Annotated in this window: 21 protein-coding genes and 2 pseudogenes; 17 read left to right on the top strand and 6 right to left on the bottom strand. The window is 38.5% G+C overall.

The features are described 5' to 3' along the window. Positions 1 to 146 (top strand): annotated as a pseudogene (locus PLX19_RS01155) (prephenate dehydratase); the annotation flags it as partial. A gap of 174 nt (positions 147 to 320) precedes the next feature. On the opposite strand, the gene PLX19_RS01160 reads toward PLX19_RS01155, so the two are convergent. The 3 genes from PLX19_RS01160 to PLX19_RS01170 all read right to left on the bottom strand — a co-directional run bounded on the left by PLX19_RS01160 (position 321) and on the right by PLX19_RS01170 (position 2,740). Beyond that, positions 321 to 968 (bottom strand): MOSC domain-containing protein, encoded by a 648-nt coding sequence (locus PLX19_RS01160; protein WP_272186683.1) that lies wholly within the window; start codon positions 966 to 968, stop codon positions 321 to 323. 87 nt (positions 969 to 1,055) lie between these two features. Continuing rightward, entirely contained in the window at positions 1,056 to 1,601 is a 546-nt protein-coding gene (locus PLX19_RS01165; protein WP_272186684.1) for a transcription repressor NadR, read from the bottom strand. Continuing rightward, a complete protein-coding gene (locus tag PLX19_RS01170) occupies positions 1,598 to 2,740 on the bottom strand; it encodes an IscS subfamily cysteine desulfurase (protein ID WP_272186685.1) in 1,143 nt (380 codons plus the stop codon). The genes PLX19_RS01165 and PLX19_RS01170 overlap by 4 nt, the downstream gene beginning before the upstream one ends. 124 nt (positions 2,741 to 2,864) lie before the next feature. Here PLX19_RS01170 and nadB point away from each other — a divergent pair, with 124 nt between their 5' ends. The 5 genes and pseudogenes from nadB to PLX19_RS01195 all read left to right on the top strand — a co-directional run bounded on the left by nadB (position 2,865) and on the right by PLX19_RS01195 (position 9,761). Next, positions 2,865 to 4,391, top strand: a complete 1,527-nt coding sequence (gene nadB, locus PLX19_RS01175) for an L-aspartate oxidase (RefSeq protein WP_272186686.1) — start codon at positions 2,865 to 2,867, stop codon at positions 4,389 to 4,391. 15 nt (positions 4,392 to 4,406) lie between these two features. Next, positions 4,407 to 5,240 carry a carboxylating nicotinate-nucleotide diphosphorylase gene (gene nadC / locus PLX19_RS01180; protein ID WP_272186687.1) on the top strand — a complete coding sequence of 278 codons (834 nt, stop codon included), beginning with the start codon at positions 4,407 to 4,409 and terminating at the stop codon, positions 5,238 to 5,240. 25 nt (positions 5,241 to 5,265) lie between these two features. Continuing rightward, positions 5,266 to 6,366 carry a quinolinate synthase NadA gene (nadA, locus tag PLX19_RS01185; RefSeq protein WP_272186688.1) on the top strand — a complete coding sequence of 367 codons (1,101 nt, stop codon included), beginning with the start codon at positions 5,266 to 5,268 and terminating at the stop codon, positions 6,364 to 6,366. A gap of 134 nt (positions 6,367 to 6,500) precedes the next feature. Next, positions 6,501 to 8,030, top strand: a pseudogene (safA, locus tag PLX19_RS01190) (SafA/ExsA family spore coat assembly protein); the annotation flags it as partial. A gap of 1,023 nt (positions 8,031 to 9,053) precedes the next feature. Next, entirely contained in the window at positions 9,054 to 9,761 is a 708-nt protein-coding gene (locus tag PLX19_RS01195; RefSeq protein ID WP_272186690.1) for a YhcN/YlaJ family sporulation lipoprotein, read from the top strand. Positions 9,762 to 9,776: 15 nt separating this feature from the next. Here the strand turns inward: PLX19_RS01195 and PLX19_RS01200 are convergent, their stop codons facing one another. Next, positions 9,777 to 10,304 (bottom strand): AAA family ATPase, encoded by a 528-nt coding sequence (locus PLX19_RS01200; protein WP_272186691.1) that lies wholly within the window; start codon positions 10,302 to 10,304, stop codon positions 9,777 to 9,779. Positions 10,305 to 10,963: 659 nt separating this feature from the next. Between PLX19_RS01200 and PLX19_RS01205 the strand changes: the two genes are divergently transcribed. The 7 genes from PLX19_RS01205 (at position 10,964) to yajC (ending at position 15,998) form a co-directional block, all read left to right on the top strand. Further along, positions 10,964 to 11,494 (top strand): BofC C-terminal domain-containing protein, encoded by a 531-nt coding sequence (locus PLX19_RS01205; RefSeq protein ID WP_272186692.1) that lies wholly within the window; start codon positions 10,964 to 10,966, stop codon positions 11,492 to 11,494. Between the two features lie 167 nt (positions 11,495 to 11,661). Beyond that, complete coding sequence (gene ruvA, locus PLX19_RS01210; protein WP_272186694.1) at positions 11,662 to 12,279, top strand: Holliday junction DNA helicase RuvA; 618 nt, start codon at positions 11,662 to 11,664, stop codon at positions 12,277 to 12,279. 5 nt (positions 12,280 to 12,284) lie between these two features. Continuing rightward, positions 12,285 to 13,286, top strand: coding sequence for a Holliday junction branch migration DNA helicase RuvB (ruvB, locus tag PLX19_RS01215; protein WP_020060815.1), 1,002 nt, complete (start codon positions 12,285 to 12,287; stop codon positions 13,284 to 13,286). Further along, on the top strand, positions 13,283 to 13,483 hold the full coding sequence (locus PLX19_RS01220) for a DUF2905 domain-containing protein (RefSeq protein WP_272186695.1): 201 nt from the start codon (positions 13,283 to 13,285) through the stop codon (positions 13,481 to 13,483). The genes ruvB and PLX19_RS01220 overlap by 4 nt, the downstream gene beginning before the upstream one ends. Before the next feature lie 19 nt (positions 13,484 to 13,502). After that, positions 13,503 to 14,555 carry a tRNA preQ1(34) S-adenosylmethionine ribosyltransferase-isomerase QueA gene (queA, locus tag PLX19_RS01225; protein WP_272186696.1) on the top strand — a complete coding sequence of 351 codons (1,053 nt, stop codon included), beginning with the start codon at positions 13,503 to 13,505 and terminating at the stop codon, positions 14,553 to 14,555. Between the two features lie 15 nt (positions 14,556 to 14,570). Then, the gene (gene tgt, locus PLX19_RS01230) at positions 14,571 to 15,710 is read left to right on the top strand and encodes a tRNA guanosine(34) transglycosylase Tgt (RefSeq protein ID WP_272186697.1); all 1,140 of its coding nucleotides are present in this window, start codon (positions 14,571 to 14,573) and stop codon (positions 15,708 to 15,710) included. Positions 15,711 to 15,737: 27 nt separating this feature from the next. After that, the gene (yajC, locus tag PLX19_RS01235; protein ID WP_272186698.1) at positions 15,738 to 15,998 is read left to right on the top strand and encodes a preprotein translocase subunit YajC; all 261 of its coding nucleotides are present in this window, start codon (positions 15,738 to 15,740) and stop codon (positions 15,996 to 15,998) included. A 323-nt stretch (positions 15,999 to 16,321) separates the two neighbouring features. On the opposite strand, the gene PLX19_RS01240 is transcribed toward yajC, so the two are convergent. Then, complete coding sequence (locus PLX19_RS01240; RefSeq protein ID WP_272186699.1) at positions 16,322 to 16,708, bottom strand: TIGR04086 family membrane protein; 387 nt, start codon at positions 16,706 to 16,708, stop codon at positions 16,322 to 16,324. Between the two features lie 114 nt (positions 16,709 to 16,822). Between PLX19_RS01240 and PLX19_RS01245 the strand changes: the two genes are divergently transcribed. Together PLX19_RS01245 and PLX19_RS01250 are read left to right on the top strand one after the other, a co-directional pair. Next, entirely contained in the window at positions 16,823 to 17,479 is a 657-nt protein-coding gene (locus PLX19_RS01245) for a DUF421 domain-containing protein (RefSeq protein ID WP_272186700.1), read from the top strand. Between the two features lie 77 nt (positions 17,480 to 17,556). Then, a complete protein-coding gene (locus PLX19_RS01250; RefSeq protein WP_272186701.1) occupies positions 17,557 to 18,027 on the top strand; it encodes a GNAT family N-acetyltransferase in 471 nt (156 codons plus the stop codon). A gap of 40 nt (positions 18,028 to 18,067) precedes the next feature. On the opposite strand, the gene spoVB is transcribed toward PLX19_RS01250, so the two are convergent. After that, positions 18,068 to 19,627, bottom strand: a complete 1,560-nt coding sequence (spoVB, locus tag PLX19_RS01255) for a stage V sporulation protein B (RefSeq protein ID WP_272186702.1) — start codon at positions 19,625 to 19,627, stop codon at positions 18,068 to 18,070. Between the two features lie 121 nt (positions 19,628 to 19,748). Between spoVB and PLX19_RS01260 the strand changes: the two genes are divergently transcribed. After that, positions 19,749 to 20,033, top strand: coding sequence for a post-transcriptional regulator (locus tag PLX19_RS01260; protein ID WP_272186993.1), 285 nt, complete (start codon positions 19,749 to 19,751; stop codon positions 20,031 to 20,033). A 106-nt stretch (positions 20,034 to 20,139) separates the two neighbouring features. Next, positions 20,140 to 22,401, top strand: a complete 2,262-nt coding sequence (secDF, locus tag PLX19_RS01265) for a protein translocase subunit SecDF (RefSeq protein WP_272186703.1) — start codon at positions 20,140 to 20,142, stop codon at positions 22,399 to 22,401. The last annotated feature ends 138 nt before the right edge of the window (positions 22,402 to 22,539 follow it).

The raw sequence follows: 22,539 nt of genomic DNA on the forward strand, positions 1-22,539 counted from the left end.
TGAAGACAGGTCTTGGTAATTATTTTTTCTTAATTGATGTGGAGAAAGAGTATGATAATGCTCTGCTTCCAGGAGTGAAAATGGAATTAGAAGCACTTGGTTTTTCGGTTACATTACTTGGGAGTTATTCTTCTTATTGGGTTTGAAAAAAGAATCTCATTTCGTATTTTATCCCGCATTAACGGGCAGTAAGACCCCCACATCAAGATTCAGAGAGAAACGAGAAAGGTAGATGGGGGATAACTGCCCGTAAAAGCCCGATTGGTTCAACTAACCATCAGTGGGAGATGAAAAAACTCTCCACTGATGGAAGTTTCACTTTATGTTAATTTTTCAAGCCGTGCGGTTAATGATTTTCGCCAATCTTCGGCGAGTTCGGGAACAGCAATAATTTTTTCCATGCCCTCTACATCTTTTTGTCCCCGGAAATAGATTTCGTTCGCAAATAGAATGGAAATTTGGTGTGGATGACGTTCGAGAAATGTAATTTGTGAATCTTTACGAACTGCCCCTTCTTGTAGAACGCGGCATAAATATCCTGTATAGCCAGTTTCAACAATGCGAGGTAACATGCCAGGAATGCCGAGTCGTTTCGAAATTGTACTGCACGGAATTCTTCCTTGCGTCACTTGAACAATTGCATCTCCGAGCTGATAAATGTCGCCAATACAAACATCTTGCTCTAACATATTTGTAACTGTTACATTCTCTCCAAATGCAGATGAAGGAAGGGATGTATGAAACTCGTTTTCCCACAAATCATAATGTTCATAAGGATAAATACAAACAGCACGATCAGGCCCTCCGTGAAAGCGTAAGTCTGCAACACCGTCTCCTTGAAATCCATCTTTTGATAAAAAGGCATCTTCAACAAGCTGTTTACATATGCCGCTTGTCATTTCTTTATTTTCTGCATATTGAATTGTTTTTGGCTTCCCGATGCTAAAGTGAATGAGTTCAATTCCCATATATTATCTCCTTTCCCATCATTTTCTCCATTGTAGCATGATGAAAATAAAAAACGCACAGAGAAAATAAAATTCTCTGTGCGTTTTTTAATGAACAAGAAATCCAGCCCGGTCCAATGCCTCACAAGCAGCATGTAACTTTTCGAGCGAATCTGCTTCAATTGTATGCAAATGAATCCCATCTGTAAGCTGAGATAGATAAGTTGCTTTTGTTTCTTCAATCTTTTTTAAATACTGTTCAAGTTCAAAGCGGTTACTTACCAGAATTAAAGCAGTTAAGTCTCCGTACACTGGATGTTCCACTTTTACATCTTTAATTGTAACTCCATGATCAACAAGTATTGTAAGCTCTTGGCGTACTTGTGATGGCAGATGATTGGAAACGATAATACGCTCGAATGTAGTATGTTGTTTTTCTGTCGGTTTCAAATATAAATATCCTTGCGCTGTTGCAATAATAGGTTCGTTTCGTGCTTTTAATAAAGAAATATCTTGTACAATAACTTGACGGCTTACGTTTGTTTTCTTTGCTAATTCACTACCGGACAATGGTTTATTTGCAGCGAGGAGCCATTCTAAAATGAGCTGTCTTCTTTCCTCACCTAAAATTTTTTTTTGGTCATTTTGATTCATTTTCTATTAACACCTCTATTGAATTGATTTCTAACTTCTGTAATTGCATGAATCACTGCATCAATGTGTTCTGTTGTTGTTTGCTGTCCGAATGAAAAACGGACATATTGCTTCGCTTCATCATGTTCTTTGCCAATCGCAAGCATCGTTTTAGAAGGCTCTTGTTTCCCCATTTGACAAGCACTTCCTGTTGAAATCGCAATGCCGCGGCGGTTGCATTCTAGCATCGTATACTGACCTTCTATTCCTTTTATTGTAACCCCAATGATATGCGGTAAACAAGAAGTAGAATGACCTTCAACTTGTATTTCGGGTGATAGAGCTTGTAATTGCTGGATAAAGTATGTTCGCAATTCTTGTAAATGAGTAACTTCCACTTGTTGATTCTTTAACATGTGCTGCGCTGCTGTAATAAACGAAGCGATGCCAGGAACATTCACGGTACCGGGACGAAATCCTTTTTCATGAGAGGTACCAGGAAACACTTGTCCAAAGCGTACTTGCGGGTTTATATAGCATGCTCCCACCCCTTTTGGACCGTAAATTTTATGAGCTGAAACAGAGAGACTATCAATATTCATCTTAGTCACATTGATTGGTATTTTCCCAAATGTTTGCACACAATCTGTATGAAATAAGACGTTATGCTTTTTAAGAATGGCTCCAATTTCAGTAATTGGGTGCAGTGTGCCGATTTCAGAGTTTCCATGTTGAATACTTGCAAGCACGGTTTGTTCTGTAATCGCACGCTCGAGTTTGTCAAGTTGAATCATGCCAAAGCAATCCACCGGAATTTCAGTAATTTCATAGCCCTGCTTTTGAAGAAGGTGAAAATAATTTCGTATTGATGCATGTTCAATAGGTGTTGTAATAATATGAGTACCGCTCTGAGTATTTAGTAACGATTGAATCGCAAGATAGTTCGATTCAGATCCACCGCTCGTAAAAAAAACGCCTTGTTCTTTCCCACTGATCATCGCAGCAAATGTTTGGCGGCAAGATTGTAATAAAGAGGAGGCAGTCCCGCCAATATCGTGTAAGCTTTGTTCGTTTCCAAAATAACGTTCAGCGGCTTTTGTGTACGTCTCTAGCGCTTCCTTACTCATAGGTGTTGTTGCAGCATAATCCATATATATCATAGAGCATAGCCCTTTCTGTATTAGATTTTTTTGTCGGTTTCTAAAAAGTTCTTGTTATTATTTTAAATATATGTAAATATAGGTGTCAAGACAGTTGAAAAGTGTAAAGTAGGGGGCAATGAAAATGCCAAATGCAGATGTCTTAATTATCGGAAGTGGGGTTGCGGCGCTGCGCGTTGCACAAACCATTTGTCACGAAAAGAATGTGATGATTATCACAAAGAAAACAGGGCGAAACAACAATACAAATTTAGCACAAGGCGGGATTGCAGCAGCAGTATCTTCATCGGATCATCCAGATAATCATTATGAAGATACGCTTACAGCAGGTTGCCATTATAACAATACCGAAGCGGTGCGCTATTTAGTAGAGCATGGGCCACGAGAAATGCAAACATTATTAGATAACGGGATGCGCTTTGATGGCGATGAACGAGGGCTTCATCTTGGAAAGGAAGGAGCGCATCGACAAAGGCGTATTTTACACGCAGGCGGGGATGCAACCGGGAAAAACTTATTAGCGCATCTTGCAGAGCAAGTACTTCCATACGTGACGGTTGTTGAACAAGAAATGGTCTTGGATTTGATAATAGAAAATCAAACTTGTCATGGTGTCGTAGCACGTGATAGTGAAGGAAATATACAAAAGTATGACGCGCAGAGTGTTGTATTGGCAACAGGAGGTATTGGAGGACTGTATGCCTTTACTTCCAATGATTGTACTGTTACAGGCGATGGGTTAGCCATGGTGTATCGAGCTGGCGGAGAACTTGTTGATTTAGAATTTGTACAGTTTCATCCAACAATGTTGCATGTCAATGGTGCTTGCTGCGGCCTTGTTTCAGAAGCGGTGCGCGGAGAAGGAGCGATTCTTCGAAATGGAAAAGGAGAGCGCTTTATGACGAATATTCATGAGCAACAAGACCTTGCACCGCGTGATGTGGTGGCACGTGCTATTCATGAACAAATGTTAGCTGGTGAAACGGTACACTTAGATATATCATCTATTGCAAATTTTGAAGAACGATTTCCAACGGTCTCTTTTTTATGTGAAAAAAGTGGCGTTAACATGGAAAGTAAGTGCATTCCAGTAGTGCCAGGCGCTCATTTTCATATGGGCGGTGTAAAAACAAATTGTAACGGGGAAACGTCAATCAATTGTTTATATGCAGTTGGTGAAGTCGCGTGTAATGGTGTACATGGAGCCAATCGCCTTGCGAGTAATTCATTATTAGAAGGTCTTGTATTTGGAAAACGTGTCGGAGAACACATTTTAGAAAATAGTAGACCGCGAATCGTCGGTAACGATGAAATAGTGAATGGTGATTTACAACAAATACAATTACCAAACAAAGAAGAAATACAAGAGATGATGATGCAATACGTTGGAATCGTCCGAACAGAAGAAGGTTTATTATACGCGAAGCAATGGTTAGAGCAGTATGGAACATATAACAAACCGCTTCCATGTGAAAATCTCACAAATGAAGATATAACAATTATCAATATGTTAACAGTTTGTCAGCTACTAACAAAAGCTGCACTGCAAAGAAGAGAGAGTATCGGCGGTCATTATCGCAGTGACTTTCCAAATCGGAGTAATAAGCTACGCGAAATTGTAATGAGAAGAAACCTGTTGAGATTTGCGTAAGAAAAGAGGGGTACTATGAATTCATTAAAAGTAAAAGAGGCATTAAAGCAATTTTTTCTAGAAGATATCGGGGAGCGAGACGTAACATCGCAGCTTATTTTTCCAAACGATCTGCAAGCAAAGGGAACGTTTCTTGTCAAAGATACGGGTGTATTTGCAGGAGCTGATGTAATTAAGGAAGGTTTTGCAGTATTAGATCATCGAATTGAAGTTACACTTCATAAAAAAGACGGGGACATGGTAACAAACGGAGAAATTCTTGCTACTGTACAAGGGTCGATTGCTCCTTTGTTAACAGCTGAGCGTGTTGTGTTAAATGTTATTCAGCGTATGAGCGGTGTAGCAACGATGACAAGAAATGCAGTTACTGCACTTGAAAGCAATCATACACGCATTTGTGATACGAGAAAAACGATGCCAGGGCTTCGTATGTTTGATAAATATGCCGTTGTATGCGGCGGCGGTTATAATCATCGTTTCGGATTATACGATGGTGTCATGATTAAAGATAATCATATTGCATTTGCCGGGTCGATTACAAAAGCGGTAACAGCGGTGAAAGAACAGCTCGGACATATGGTGAAAGTAGAAGTAGAAACCGAGACGGAAGAACAAGTATTAGAAGCAGTTTCTGCCGGAGCAGACATTATTATGTTTGATAATCGTACACCAGAAGAAGTGCGCGAATATTGTAAGCTCGTGCCAAGCGCAATTGTTACAGAGGCTTCGGGCGGGATTACGATGGAAAATATAGCCAAGTATGGCCAAACCGGTGTGGATTACATTTCGTTGGGGCTCTTAACGCATTCTGTTAAAGCGTTAGATATTAGTTTTAATATTGAAGTGTGATTGAGGGAAGAGGGGGACTTCACTGATGAATATTTTAGAAACAGTGCAACTGATTGAAACGATGTTACCAGATCGTTATGGAACAATGTCAATCGAAGAGATGGAAGCGCGTGTGCGTGAAATTAAAGAAAAGATGGGGAAAAAGCTTTTCATACCAGGACATCATTACCAAAAAGATGAGGTCGTTCAGTTTTCAGACTGGGCAGGAGATTCTTTGCAGCTTGCCCAAGTAGCAGCGCGTAATAAAGAGGCAAAGTATATTGTATTTTGTGGTGTTCATTTTATGGCAGAAACAGCTGATATGCTAACAACAGATGAGCAAATTGTTATTCTTCCTGATATGCGAGCTGGTTGTTCGATGGCTGATATGGCTGATATTGAACAAACAGAGCGAGCTTGGAAAGAATTGCAGCAACTATTTGGAGATACAATACTTCCATTAACTTATGTAAATTCAACCGCTGCAATTAAAGCGTTTTGCGGCCGAAATGACGGCGCGACAGTTACATCTTCTAATGCGAAAGAGATGGTAAAATGGGCGTTTACACAAAAAGAGCGGATTTTATTCTTACCAGATCAGCACTTAGGACGTAATACAGCATATGACCTTGGTGTACCGCTAGAAAACATGGCAGTTTGGGATCCGCATACAGATTCATTAGAATATGATGGGAATATGGAAGATATTCAAGTCATTTTATGGAAAGGGCATTGTTCCGTCCATCAAAATTTTACTGTGAAAAATATTGAAAATGTAAGAAAAAACCATCCGGATATGAATATTATTGTTCATCCGGAATGTTGTTATGAAGTTGTTGCAGCTTCTGATTATGCTGGCTCAACAAAATATATTATTGATATGATTGAAAAAGCTCCGTCTGGAAGCAAGTGGGCAATCGGTACAGAAATGAACTTAGTCAATCGTATTATTCAGCAGCACCCAGATAAAGAAATTATTTCATTGAATCCATTTATGTGTCCATGTTTAACGATGAATCGTATCGATTTACCACATTTACTATGGGCACTGGAGGCAATTGAGCGCGACGAACATGTAAATGTAATTGAAGTAGATAAAAAAGTAACGGAATTCGCGGTACTTGCATTAAACAGAATGTTAGAGTGAGTATAAAAGCAACGGATTTTCGTTGCTTTTTCTTTTGTACATAATTTTGTTTTTATGAGCATACATTGTGGTGAAGCAATCATTGTGTTTATACTCGTTTTTATTATAGATAAGTTATACAGGAGGGGGAAAAATTGAAAATTCATATCGTGCAAAAAGGGGATACCCTTTGGAAAATTGCGAAAAAGTACGGGGTGGATTTTGAAGCATTGAAACAAGCGAATACACAGCTTAGTAATCCAGATTTAATTATGCCAGGCATGAAAATTAAAGTACCATCTAACGGTGTTCCAATTAAAAAAAATCCAGGTGCGGGTTCAGTCCCTCCAAAAGAATATGTAAAAGAAGTACAGCAAAAAGAATTTCCAGTAGCGCCGAAACCTCTTGGTATAGAAGAAGAGGAAGAAATGACTCCACAAGCCGGACCAATTACAGAACAGCCGGCAATACAAAAAATGCAGAAGGAAATGCAAGTAAAAGCGCAAAAGGAGCAACCTATCCAAAAAGAACAGCCTATCCAAAAAGAACAGCCTATCCAAAAAGAGAAACCGGTGGAAAAACAACCTATTATTGAAAAGCAACCGACTGTTAGTAAAGTGGAAAAACAAAAAGAGAGCACAAAATTTTCCGTAAACATTTTACCACAGCCGCCGCAAGCGCCGGTTAAACCTGCGAAAGGATATAAAATTGCTGATATTATAAAAAAAGGGAACGATTTAATTGCTCCGCAAGTAAATAAAATGAAGGGAAGTAATGTCGTTGTCCCGGAAGTGAAGAAAGAAAACGTAAGTAATGTCGTTGCTCCGGAAGTGAAGAAAGAAAATGTAAGTAATATCGTTGCTCCAAAAGTGAAGAAAGAAAACGTAAGTAACATCGTTGCTCCAGAAGTAAAGAAAGAAAACGTAAGTAACATCGTTGCTCCAGAAGTAAAGAAAGAAAATGTAAGTAATGTTGTCGCACCAAATGTCACAAAAGAAATTCCACAAGCACTTCCACCTAATATTACGGTGCCAATCATGGAAAATAGCCACATGCCAAACGTGATGCCAATGATGGAAAGTAATCAAATGCCAAATATGATGCCAATGATGGAAAATGATCAAATGCCAAACATAATGCCAATGTTGGAAAGCAATCAAATACCAAATATGATGCCAATGATGGAAAGCAATCAAATGCCAAATATAATGCCAATGTTGGAAAGCAATCAAATACCAAATATGATGCCAATGATGGAAAGCAATCAAATGCCAAATGTGATGCCGATGATAGAAAACAATCAAATGCCAAATATGATGCCAATGATGGAAAGTAATCAAATGCCAAACGTGATGCCAATGATGGAAAATGATCAAATGCCAAACATAATGCCAATGCTGGAAAATAGTCAAATGCCAAATATGATGCCAATGATGGAAAGCAATCAAATGCCAAATATGATGCCAATGATAGAAAGCAATCAAATGCCAAATGTGATGCCAATGCTAGAAAGTAATCAAATGCCAAATATGATGCCAATGATAGAAAGCAATCAAATGCCAAATGTGATGCCAATGCTAGAAAGTAATCAAATGCCAAATATGATGCCAATGATAGAAAGCAATCAAATGCCAAATGTGATGCCAATGCTAGAAAGTAATCAAATGCCAAATGTAATGCCGATGATGGAAAATAGTCAAATGCCAAATATGATGCCAATGATGGAAAGTAATCAAATGCCACACCAACAAAATCCATACTACGGAATGCCGCCAATGCAGGGAATGCCGCCAATGCAGGGAATGCCGCCAATGCAGGGAATGCCGCCAATGCAGGGAATGCCGCCAATGCAGGGAATGCCGCCAATGCAGGGAATGCCGCCAATGCAGGGAATGCCGCCAATGCAGGGAATGCCGCCAATGCAAGGAATGCCGCCAATGCAGGGAATGCCACCAATGCAGGGAATGCCGCCAATGCAGGGAATGCCGCCAATGCAGGGAATGCCGCCAATGCAGGGAATGTCGCCGATGCAGGGAATGCCACCAATGCAGGGGAGACCACCATATGATATGCAACACACTTTTATGTCGAATTCGAATGTTGCGCCTGGCACAATGGATAATAATGTGCCGCCAATGGAGCTAATGCAAGAAGATTGTGGTTGTGAGGGTGAACCAGAACTGTATAGTCCGCAGCCAGGTATGCCTTATTTCCCGCGGGAGCTTCATCAGCAAAACCCATATATTCCGTATACACCGCAGCCGGGCACAATGTATTACCAACAAAGTTCTCCCTCTGTATTTGGAACACCTTATCCAGAAGAAGAAAATTAATAAGAGTGATAAGAAGCCGTTCTTTTATAAAGAACGGTTTTTGTATGAGAATCTGTTTGGTAATTTGGTGGAGATTACAAAATAAAGTATTTTGAGTACAAAGAATTGTAAAAGGACTTATTGTTGGGAGCAGTATTGTATTAGATGTATGTAGTAAGCGCAGGTCTTTAGGGAGTAGAATGAAAGGGAGTTCCTAAAAAAGATCTCCTTAATTATTGAGCGTCTTCATGCTCACTTAGGTCATAAGTGTCATTTAGAAGCAGCACATTCGAAATTTTAAGTAAAATACTTACAGTGTAAAAAACCTCTTTGTGACTCATGATAAGAAGGAGCTTTTCGAATGAAAAGTTCATTCTAACAGAGGGGGTTTTTGCATTGAACAAAAAAATTAAAATTATTGCTGCTTCTTTGTTAGTTACCAGTGCGTTAGCTGCATGTGGTACACCGAAAAATAAAAGTGCGATGGACCGTAATGCTACTTATAATTATGAGCGCACATCTTATGAGAATGCGTATCCGCATAGAGATAATGTAGCAGGTACAGACCGTTACACAGATTATGTCACATACCGTAACGATACGCGAACTGACCAGTATGGGAATGTAAAGTATACAAAAATTAATCAAGACGTTCACAATCGTCGTGATAACGTTGGATACAATTATTACCGTGATGTAAACTATCATGGACAAATGACGAACCCATACCCAACTCGTAATGTAACGATGAACAACACGTATATAAACAACGATGGAAAAGTAGCTGAAGCAGTTTCCAACCGAGTAAAAGGGATGGATAATGTAGATCGTGTTTCTACTGTTGTACGTGGTAATGATGTTGTCATTGCGGTCAAAACTCGCAACAATCCAGACGAAAAAGCGCTAGAAAATGACATTCGCAAAGCTGTTGCGCCTCTTGTGAACAATCGTAATGTCTATGTAACAGCAAAAGCAGATATGTTTACTCGCGTTGATACAATGAGTACGCAGCTACGAAATGGAACAATTACAAATGATTTAAATCGTGATGTAACAAATATGTTCCGAGACCTTCGTACAAATGTAACTAACGTGGTGCGATAATGGAAAGAGGGGGAATTATTTCCCCTTCTTTTTATTTATGTAGTGTATTGCTTTTTCTGTTAATAAATGAATATTTTCTATGCAGTCTAATTGAAGTTCATCTTCTAATAAGTCTGCATTAATTGTACTATAATGTTGTTTTAATTCATGTAAGTCCGTGATGAGTTGATTTGGCTGAGGATTTGTTTTTCGTTCATTTAGTCGACGCGCCCAGACAGATTCATCACTGCAAATACATGAAATAGACGTTAAAATCCCTTCTCGTTGTTCGACCCAAGATTTTAACTTCAGTACGTCCTCTAAATGGTTATAGCCAAAATCGATAATAACGGTTGCATTGCAAGCAAGAGTGGATTCTAACAATCGGAAAAGAATATCAAAGCAAATTTTGTTTCGAGTAAAATAATCTGTTACATGTTTAGCGATGGAGTCATATAAATCGTCTTTATGAATAACCAGTATATGTAGCTGTGCGCCTACAGAATTTGATATTGTTGTTTTACCGGTACATATTTTTCCCCTAAATAAGATCACTTGTGTCATCATTCTATATCCTTTCTTTATAAGTGTTCTCCATATTCGACATTTTGTGAAATGATCCTTCTTTTTAGAGACAGCGTTTTTGATTATTATTTTTTTCTTGCTTTCTCTTAGCATTAATGTTATATTAACAAAGCGATGAGCTAATTTACGTAAGACGAGAGATATGCTTAAGTGCTAAACACGCGGATGTGGCCGCCTGGTCTCTCGCCGTAAACGCATCAAGACGCCTGCATGACAGGCGTCTTTCTTATTTATATAGAAAATGGTAGCGGAATAGGTTGAAGAACTTATTCCGCTTTTTTGTGTTCTTAATCTTGTACACCTCCTTCTTTATGGATAAAAGAAATTATTTTATACAAATTCATTTTAAATTCTTCGACATATCAATTGCTGTTATGCAGAATAAAACATAACCGCTACTTGCTTTCTCCTTTTGTTTTAAACCTTGCATGTGGCAGGAACAGGCCCTGACCGTTTCTATGTATGGCCAGATGCTCTCGCCCACCTAAAAGCGAGGGGTTTTTAATTTATATCTATATAATGAGTTAATGCTGCTTTTCGAGATATCTAACTTCGAATCTTCTAAGGGGCATAAAACTTTTATTTTCGGCCAAACTGTAAATAGAAGTTTTTATTTTCCCTAAAAGAGGTGACAGCATATGAAGTTCATGATCGTTGCCATGCAGATTGTGCTAGCTGCGTTTTGTTTGTATCATGAATCGAATGTAGCATTGGCAGAGAGTTCGGGTAATGCAGCTAGACAGGAGCCTCAAATTACAGTCATGTTGCAGCGTATATATTTAGATGGGGAAGTGAGTCAGGAGATTATTAGAGAAGAAGTTGTGAATTTAGAAAAGCTTTTAGAGCAATATGAAGATTGGCAACTCGTTGACCGAGATGATGTGCAAATTGTATTGCAACAGCACATTGATGATATTTCGCCGTTATTAAAAACGAGTGGGTATTTTGGCGTTTCGAAAGAGGGAATTCTCCAAATTTTTAACGGTGTGCCGAAAGATGACAATGCCATTCATTCCTTCTTTCAAATTGATATAAAAAAGATGGAAAGTTATCAGCGTGAACAGCTGAAGCGAGGAATTCGGGTGAAGTCAAAAGAGCGGTTCGTAAAAGTGATGAAAGATATGGAACAATATTCTCTGAGAAATGGAAACAGCCGTAGCGTAAGGTAGCTGCGGCTTGTTTCTTATTTTTATTTTGCTAAAATCATTTTTCAAGAGCAGCGTGTTAATATGAAAATGAAAAAATAGGATAGAGAACATTTGTTGGGGGAACCTCGCATTTCTAATGTTATTTATGTTAAAATGGAATACATGATTTGAGAGGGAGAGATACAGTTTTGTTTGAATATATTACAGGTTATGTGGAATATGTAGGACCGGAGTATATCGTTCTTGATCATAATGGAATTGGTTATCAAATTTTCACGCCAAATCCGTATGTATTCCAAAGAAGTAAACAAGAACTTCGTGTATATACATATCATTATGTAAGAGAAGATATAATGGCCCTTTACGGATTTAAAACGCGTGAAGAGCGTTTACTATTTACAAAGCTTTTAGGTGTATCGGGGATTGGGCCGAAGGGAGCGCTTGCGATTTTAGCTTCAGGTCAAACGGGGCAGGTTGTACAAGCGATTGAACATGAGGATGAAAAATTCTTAGTGAAGTTCCCAGGTGTTGGAAAGAAAACAGCGCGTCAAATGATTTTAGACTTAAAAGGGAAATTGGCGGATGTTGTGCCTGATGCTTTTGTTGACTTATTTTCAGATGCAGAGCGTTTCGATGAGAAGAAGGGAACATCTGTCGAACTTGATGAAGCTTTGGAAGCACTTAGAGCACTTGGATATGCAGAGCGAGAAGTATCTCGCGTCGTGCCAGAATTATTAAAAGAATCACTTACGACGGATCAATATATTAAAAAGGCACTTAGTCTTTTACTAAACGGTAAGAGGTGAGTAGAATGGATGAACGTCTCGTTTCAGGAGAATCCGCGTATGAAGATGCGGACTTAGAATATTCGTTAAGACCACAAACGCTCCGTCAATATATTGGCCAAGATAAAGCAAAGCATAATTTAGAAGTATTTATTGAAGCGGCGAAAATGCGTGAGGAAACGTTAGATCACGTCTTATTATATGGACCACCAGGACTTGGGAAAACGACATTAGCAAACATTATTGCGAATGAAATGGGCGTGAATATTCGTACAACGTCAGGACCAGCAATTGAACGACCTGGTGATTTAGCAGCAGTATTAACAGCACTTCAACCGGGTGATGTTTTATTTATTGATGAAATTCACCGTTTACATCGTTCAATTGAAGAGGTGTTGTATCCAGCAATGGAAGATTTTTGTCTTGACATTGTCATTGGAAAAGGCCCAAGTGCACGCTCCGTTCGGCTCGATTTACCTCCATTTACGTTAATTGGAGCAACAACGCGTGCAGGGGCGTTATCTGCACCACTTCGAGATCGCTTCGGTGTATTGTCTCGTTTAGAATATTACACAGTTGATCAGTTATCAGCCATTGTAGAACGTACTGCAGAAGTGTTTGAGGTGGAAATTGACTCCTTAGCTGCCTTAGAAATTGCAAGGCGTGCACGAGGTACGCCTCGTATTGCCAATCGTTTATTGCGCCGTGTACGTGATTTTGCGCAAGTTCGAGGCGATGGAACGATTGCGATAGAAATTACGCAAATGGCCCTCGAACTACTACAAGTAGATAAGCTTGGGCTTGATCATATTGACCATAAATTATTGCTTGGTATTATTGAAAAATTCCGCGGTGGTCCAGTTGGATTAGAGACGGTTTCTGCAACTATAGGTGAAGAATCACATACAATTGAAGATGTGTATGAGCCATATTTACTACAAATTGGCTTCTTGCAAAGAACGCCAAGAGGTCGTATTGTTACACCGCTTGTATATGAACACTTTGGATTAGAGATGCCACAAGCATGACGGATATGCCAAAGCTGCTCATTACAGTAGGTATTCTTTTCATAGTTGTTGGATTAGCTTGGAAGTTTATAGGTAGGCTTCCAGGCGATATTTTTGTGAAAAGGGGAAACGTTACCTTTTATTTTCCCATCATTACGTGTATTGTGATAAGTATTGTATTATCTTTTATTATGTACGTAATAAATAGATTTAAATAGAAATAGGTGAACATAAGTTATGGATATTAATCTGTTTGATTTTCATTTACCAGAAGAACTCATTGCACAAGTGCCACTTGAAGAGCGGGAAACATCAAGATTAATGGTGTTAGATCGTGAAACGGGCGAGATTCAGCATAAACATTTCATGGATATTCTTTCTTATTTACATGAAGGGGATTGCTTAGTTTTAAATGAAACGAAAGTAATGCCTGCTCGTTTGCACGGTGTAAAAGAAGATACAGGTGCACATATTGAAGTGCTTTTATTAAAGCAAGAAGATGGGGATACTTGGGAGACACTTGTTAAACCAGCGAAACGTGTGAAAGAAGGAACGATTATTTCTTTTGGCGAAGGAAAGCTAAAAGCAATATGTATCGGAACTGGCGAACAAGGCGGACGTCATTTGGAATTTTCATATGACGGCATTTTCTATGAAATTTTAGATGAGCTTGGTGAAATGCCGCTTCCTCCGTATATTAAAGAAACACTTGAAGACCGTGACCGTTATCAGACGGTATTTGCACGTGAGGTTGGTTCAGCAGCAGCGCCAACAGCAGGACTTCATTTTACAGAAGAGCTGTTAGAAGAACTGAAGAAAAAAGGTATTCAGTTAGCGTTTATTACGCTTCATGTTGGTCTAGGGACATTTAGACCGGTTTCTGCAGATACAATTGAAGAACACCATATGCATGCGGAATATTATCATATGTCAGCGGAAACGGCAGACCTTTTAAATCGTGTGAAGCAAGAAGGTGGTCGTATTATTACTGTTGGAACAACATCAACGCGTACACTTGAAACGATTGCAACAGATAATAATGGTAAGATTTGCGCGGCTTCTGGCTGGACTGATATTTTTATGTATCCAGGATATGAATTTAAAGCAATTGATGGTTTAATTACAAACTTCCATTTGCCAAAATCAACTTTAATTATGCTTGTGAGTGCATTTGCAGGAAGAGAAAATGTTCTTCATGCCTACAATGAAGCGGTAAAAGAAAAATATCGTTTCTTTAGCTTCGGTGATGCGATGTTTGTTGCATCTCACTCTCAAGTAGAGAAGAAATAAAAAAGGAGTAAAGATATGACAGCAATACGTTATGAATTAATTAAAACATGTAAACAAACGGGCGCGCGTTTAGGTCGTGTTCACACACCGCACGGTTCATTTGAAACACCAATTTTTATGCCAGTTGGAACACTTGCGACAGTAAAAACAATGTCACCAGAAGAGCTAAAAGCGATGGATGCGGGTATTATTTTAAGTAATACGTATCATTTATGGCTTCGTCCTGGTCATGAAATTGTACGTGAGGCAGGCGGCTTACATAAATTTATGAACTGGGATCGTTCGATTTTAACAGATTCTGGCGGTTTCCAAGTATTTAGTTTAAGTGACTTCCGCCGTATTGAAGAGGAAGGTGTTCACTTCCGTAATCACTTAAATGGGGATAAATTATTCCTATCACCAGAAAAGGCAATGGAAATTCAAAATGCACTTGGTTCTGATATTATGATGGCATTTGATGAGTGTCCGCCGTTTCCGGCAACATTTGAGTATATGAAAAAATCAGTAGAGCGTACGAGCCGCTGGGCAGAACGTTGCTTAAAAGCACACCAGCGTCCAGAGGATCAAGGTCTATTTGGTATTGTACAGGGCGGAGAGTTTGAAGAACTTCGCCGTCAAAGTGCACGCGACCTTGTTTCAATGGATTTCCCAGGTTATGCGGTTGGTGGTTTATCTGTTGGAGAACCGAAAGACATTATGAACCGTGTGCTTGAATTTACAACACCGCTTCTTCCTGATAACAAGCCGCGTTATTTAATGGGTGTTGGATCACCAGATTCGTTAATTGACGGTGCAATCCGTGGTATCGATATGTTTGACTGTGTACTTCCAACTCGTATTGCACGAAATGGTACGTGTATGACAAGTGAAGGCCGTTTAGTTGTGAAAAATGCAAAATTTGCGAAAGACTTTGGTCCGCTTGATCCGAATTGCGATTGTTATACATGTAAAAACTATTCACGCGCGTACATTCGTCACTTAATGAAATGTGATGAAACATTCGGAATTCGTTTAACGTCTTACCACAACCTGCATTTTCTGTTAAACTTAATGGAGCAGGTGAGACAAGCCATTCGTGAAGACCGTCTTGGAGATTTCCGTGAGGAGTTCTTTGAACAATATGGCTTTAATAAACCGAATGCTAAAAACTTCTAATACATAATAATTGAGGAGGAATAAAAGATGAATCCAGGTATGATGAATATTGTCATGATCGTTGCGATGTTTGCGATTTTCTACTTCTTATTAATTCGTCCGCAACAAAAACGTCAAAAGGCTGTAGCGCAAATGCAAAGCGAACTGACAAAAGGTGATGTAATCGTAACAATTGGTGGCTTACACGGTACAATTGAATCTGTAAATGATACAACAATTGTGATTAAATCTGGTGGTTCACACCTTACATTTGATCGTAGCGCAATTCGTGAAGTTGTGAAAAACTAATGCAAAAGGTGCCCTAAAAGTATTACTTTTAGGACACCTTTTTTTAATAAACGTAAGTATTGCTAGTAAATAATAACGAGAATGAGAAAATATAATTTGCTTTTTCTAGTGGATTTTGACTTGTGAAATGTATCCCGCTATTCGTGGGCAGTAAGCCCCCCACCTCAAGGTTGAGAGAGAAACATTGTCTAGCTCCAGTGGCTAGAATGTTCGGTGGCTTCGCTTCTTCCTACGAGGTAAAAACACCTCTACGTCAGAAGCTCCATCCCCCTCACATTCTGAACGAGCCACTTCCGCATTTCTTTATTGTCCAGCTTCTATGTTTAATATGTTGTTCGCTTACCGATGTTGACTCCAAGTATGCCTCCAATTGTACTTGCTGCAATAATGATAAGTTGATATAGAAGTTGTGCGCTTGATAATGTCGATGAAAACCCTAAATAATTTACAAGAAATACGAGAATAGCAAATATGCCTCCAGTTGATCCACCAACAAACCATCCTTTTCCTTGTGCTTTTACTCCAGCAACAAATCCAGCGATTACTGTCGACACAATGGCAAGGATAAGAAGTGCGATGGATAAAGTCCCTTCATTTATGTTTGTAAATTTCAATAATAAAGCAATGATGATGCTTGCTAGGCAAGCGAAAATAAGTAAGGTAACGATGCCGAATCCAACTGCAATTGATAATTTTTTCGTTCCATCCATAGAGCATCTCTCCTTTCTAATACAAGCATATTTCCTCTTTTACTAAGTTAGACTAGTTTCTTTTTGTGCGGGGAAACTAATGGGTAGAAATTGCAATGAGAAAGGAAAGAGAAGATGGAACTACTTCAAATTGTCTTTCGAACAATTCTTTTATATAGTGTGATGTTAATTATTTTTCGGCTCATGGGAAAACGTGAAATTGGTGAATTAAGTGTTTTAGACTTAGTTGTGTTTATTATGCTTGGTGAAATGGCGGTTATTGCAATTGAAAATATGGATAAGGCAATTTGGCATCAACTCGTTCCGATGGTGCTGATTATGATTATTCAAATTGTGTTATCCTTTGTCTCACTAAAAAGTCAGCGTATGCGTCACATATTAGAAGGAGAACCAGCTATTATCGTACGTGAGGGAAAGATAGATGAAAAGCAGATGCGTAAGCAGCGATACAACATGGATGATTTACTTATGCAATTACGTGAGGAAAGTATCGGTGATATACGTGATGTCGAGTATGCGATTTTAGAGCCATCGGGAAGGTTATCAATATTTGAAAAACAAAAAAGTAAAAAAAGTAAAAATGACACACCATTATTTTCACTTCCGCTTATTATTGATGGAGAGATTCAGAAAAAACATTTATACATGATGGAACATACTGATATATGGCTGAAGGATAAGTTAAAGAAATTAGGACATACCGATATTGAGAAGATTTCATATTGTAGTTTTCAAAATGGTCAGTTTTTTGTGGATTTAAAAGATGAGTAAATATACGATCCAAACAGGACTTCATGGAACTTTGTAGAATAGAAGAGGGAAAAGAAGTCTAATTTGGAGTGAATGATATGGGAGTCAGACTAGAAAAAGCAACAGTTTCTGACGCGGAATTGATTTACGCTATGCAAGTAGAGGCTTTTCTACCGTTATTGGAAACATACCAAGATTATAATACGAATCCGGCAAATGAGAAGCTTGATAGAGTCATTACAAGAATTAACAATCCGTACGGTGAATTTTATAAAATCATATACAATAAGGACGTTGTTGGTGCTGTGAGTATAGTTTGGAAAGAAGGGGCAACTGAATTTTGGATTAGTCCAATGTTCATTCTTCCGAAGTATCAAGGAAAGGGAATTGCCCAGAAAATAATATTGTTATTAGAAGAAATGTTCCCCCAAGCAACAAGTTGGGAATTAGCCACAATTTTAGAGGAAAAACGGAACTGTTATCTGTATGAAAAAATGGGTTTTGTACAGACTGGGGTAAGAAAAAGGTTGAACGAACATACAACGCTTGTTTATTATGAAAGACTGTAATAAATAAAAACAGCTATCGAATTAAAATCGATAGCTGTTTTTATTTAAAAAAGGAAAATTTACGAAGAATCGGGAGTCTTAGTAATTCTTCTTTTCGAATAATGCCAAAAAGGATTAATAGGAATACATATAGTGCGGAGGTAGATAGTACTTCCCATAATGTTTGCATGCCAAGTGAAGGAGAGAAGATCATGTGTTTATGTATGTAATAGCCCACGCCCCCAGCGATGATAATAGCAAGTAAACCATAAATATAATCTTTTATATAAATAGTAAACGTAATTTTTTTTAAGACAGTTGCATAGTGAAGTAAAGTAACTGTAACGATATTGGCTGCAATTGCAAGAGCGACGCCCATCATTTGAAACTGTGGTTGTGAGGCAAGAACGAAAATAACGAGTAATTTCACAATTGCCCCGATAAACGTATTCATCATAGCAGCTCGTGCTAAATTTAGAGCTTGTAATACAGATGTGAGTGGCCCCTGAAAATAGTGAAATAAAAAGCAAGGTGCAAGTACTTGAATGAAAAGTGTAGCACTATCGGAACCGTACATAAGCGTTAAAATGGGCGAAGTGAATACATATAAAATGACGACGGACCATCCCCCTGTAATAAGAGAGATGCGCAGAGCTTGTTGTAATCTATGCTCTACTAGACGGAGCTGTTTTTTTGCATTTGCTTCACTAATAGAGGGAACAAGTGCTGTAGAAAGAGCGTATGTAATAAAGGCCGGCAGAGACAAAAGTGGAAAGGCATACCCATTTAATATACCGTATTGCTGCGTTGCGATAGAAGCTGCAACTCCGGCAATTGCTAAACTTTGCATAACAACGATTGGTTCGAAAAAGTAAGAAATAGATCCAATTAAGCGGCTTCCCGTCGTAGGAAGTGCAATATCCATTAAAGAATAAAAGGTGCTTTTACTTTCTTTTACAGTACTTATAAAATGGGAATGAATGGCAAGGTGTTTTTCTCTTTGAAATAATGTTAATAAAAATAATAAAGAAGCGATTTCTCCAAGTACAGCTGAGAGCATGGCACCTGCGGCAGCGTACTCGACTCCATATGGTAAAAAAAAGCGAATGCATACAGCAATAATCGTAATACGAACGACTTGTTCTAGCACCTGTGCATAGGCGCTCGGTTTCATATTTTGTCTTCCTTGAAAGTAACCACGAAGTACAGAGGAAACGGCAATGACAGGTACAACTGGTAAAATAGCAATTAATGGATAGTAGGTTCGTTTATCAGTTAATAATGTTTCTGCTAATAAAGGAGCAAGAAGCATAATTCCAATTGTTAATAGAATACTAATGATTGAGGTAATAGCTAATGAAACGGTTAATATTTTTTTAACTTGTTGTTTATCGTGTGTAGCTTCTGCTTCAGCAATCAGTTTTGCAATGGCAACTGGAAGGCCGATTTGTGTAATGGTAATAGCTAATATAAATGTTGGAACAGCCATCATATATAGCCCAACGCCTTCTTCGCCTAAAATGCGCGCCATTACAATACGGTTAATAAAGCCTAATATTTTTGTAATAAAACCAGCGAGCATTAAAATAAAAGCACCACGTAAAAAGGTTTGTTTCGTCATCGTTTTCTCCTACCTTCTCAAAATCAGTGGAATGATTTACAATAATTTATATGCATGAATAAGATAAGCATGACAAGCTTTTGAAATGAGGAACGTGAGATCAGAAGGAGATGAGCTAGAAATGGCTGAGAAAGAGGCATTAGTAGAAGCGTATCGAGAGCAATTACAAATCGTTTTGGACAGTAAGGTGGAAGAGTTTCAAATGCTCGGCTATGATCGTGTTACACTAGAAGATGTATGGAAGTGTTTAAAGGATAGAAAGTGGAAAAAAGTAGGGCGCGATGTCAGATTGTATGAGCTTGTAAATGATGTGCTAACGTTAACAGCTAACGATTATATGACATATTTAACGATGAAGGCATATCAAGCACCGCTTTGGTCGTTTGAAGAATATGAAAATAAATAATAAGGTTGTAATTGGTTTGTTCTTCCTCTTGCAGTATAATAGTGAGTATTGATAAAGAGGTAATTTTGGAACAAGTGCTTTTGTTCAAAGGAGGAACAAGAAACATATGGCAAAGCGAAGCAGCAGAATCGTTGCCTTTTTCCTCGTTGTGTTATTAATTGGAGGAATCATTGGAGCAACGACAAAAAACATTACAAAAGGAATTAATCTCGGACTTGATCTTCGAGGCGGCTTTGAAATTTTATATGAAGTAAAGCCAGCGAAAAAAGGGGATAAAGTTACAAGGGATACTCTTGTGAGTACGGTTGGTGCACTCGAAAAACGTGTAAACGTTCTTGGTGTAAGCGAACCGAATATCCAAATTGAAGGAAATGATCGCATTCGTGTGCAGCTTGCTGGCATTAAAGATCAACAGCAAGCGCGAGATGTATTATCAACGCAAGCGAAATTAACGTTCCGTGATGTAAATGATAACATCCTTATGGACGGTGCGGACTTAGCAACGAACGGTGCAAAGCAAACGTTCGATGAGCAAGGTCGACCAAGTGTTGGCTTAAAGTTAAAGAGTGCTGATAAATTCCGTCAAGTGACTGAGAAAGTATTAAACATGAAGCCGAACAACTTAATGGTAATTTGGCTTGACTTTGAAGAAGGAAAAGATTCTTACAAGGCAGAAGCAGCGAAGCCAAAACCGAAATATTTATCAGCAGCTACTGTGAGTCAAGTATTTAATCAAGCGGAAGTATCTATTGTTGGTGGAAACTTTACAGTAGAGAGCGCAAAACAACTTTCAGAGTTGTTAAATGCCGGAGCACTTCCTGTTGATTTAAAAGAAATATACTCTACTTCGGTTGGAGCGAAATTTGGTGAGCAAGCACTGCAAAAAACAATTTTTGCTAGTGCAATCGGTATAGCGCTTATTTTCTTATTTATGCTTGTATTCTATCGTCTACCTGGTCTTGTAGCGATAATTATGCTTGGTTTATATATTTACATAACGTTACTCGTATTCAATTGGATGCACGCGGTTCTTACATTGCCGGGTATAGCAGCACTCGTGCTCGGGGTCGGGATTGCGGTTGATGCAAACGTTATTACATATGAAAGGCTGAAAGAAGAACTGCGCATAGGAAAATCGATGCTATCGGCATATCGTGCAGGTAATCAGCGTTCATTATCAACCATTCTAGATGCAAATGTTACAACACTTGCAGCAGCAGGAGTATTGTTTGCGTATGGTACAAGTTCTGTTAGAGGATTTGCGACAAGTTTAATTGTAAGTATTTTAGTTGGCTTTATCACAAACGTATATGGTACACGTTTCTTACTTGGCTTACTTGTGAAGAGCCGTTACTTTGATAAAAAATATGCTTACTTTGGTGTAAAACCGAAGGAAGTTATTCCGCTATCAAAAGGTGTAGAACACGCACCAACGAAATTTGACCGTATTAACTTTGTTAGTATCGGACATAAATTCTTCTGGTTCTCAGTTGTTGTCATGATTGCGGGTGCGATTATTTTACCGATTTTCAAATTGAATCTAGGCATTGATTTTGAAAGTGGTACGCGCATGGATATTAAAACAAATCAAGCGATAACGGTATCACAAGTACAAAAAGAGTTGCATGATTTGAAAGTAGATGTGAAGCAAGAAGATATCGTGCCAACAGGTAATGATAATAAAGGATTTGCTGTTCGTACAATTGGTGTACTATCAAAAGATGATATTTCGAAAGTAAAAACAGCCTTCCACGATAAATATGGTACAGAACCAAACGTAAGTACAGTTTCTCCGACAATTGGGAAAGAAATTGCGCGAAATGCACTTATAGCTGTGTTGATTGCATCAGCTGTTATCATTTTATATGTGAGCATTCGCTTCCGCTTCACATATGCATTATCAGCAGTATTAGCGCTTCTGCACGATGCATTCTTTATTATTGTTGTGTTTAGTCTACTTCATTTAGAAGTTGATCTTACGTTTATCGCAGCGGTGTTAACAATTATCGGTTATTCTATTAACGATTCGATTGTTACGTTTGACCGAAATCGTGAGTTATACAAACAGAAGCAAAAAATTCGCACATTAAGCGATTTAGAAGAGATTGTGAATGCGAGTATTCGCCAAACAATCGGTCGTTCTATTAATACGGTTATGACGGTGTTACTGCCTGTTATTACATTGTTAATTTTCGGCAGTGAGTCATTACGTAACTTCTCAATTGCATTATTTGTTGGTTTAATTGTTGGTACTTACTCTTCTGTTTTCGTTGCATCCCAAATTTGGTTGATGCTTGAAAACCGCCGTTTGAAAAAAGGAAAAGGTCAGAAGAAAGTAGAAGTAAAGACATCTGAACCGCAAGTATAAGAAAAAATCATGTGAATTTGAATGAAAAGAGATGCCTCTTTGCAGGCATTTCTTTTTTTGTTCTGGGATAGAATAAAGTGAAGGTTAGTACGGGACTTTATCCCTCGCTGATGGAAAGTCCGCCCAATCGGACTTTTA

Source organism: Bacillus sp. BP-3, assembly GCF_028401955.1.
Lineage (GTDB): Bacteria > Bacillota > Bacilli > Bacillales > Bacillaceae_G > Bacillus_A.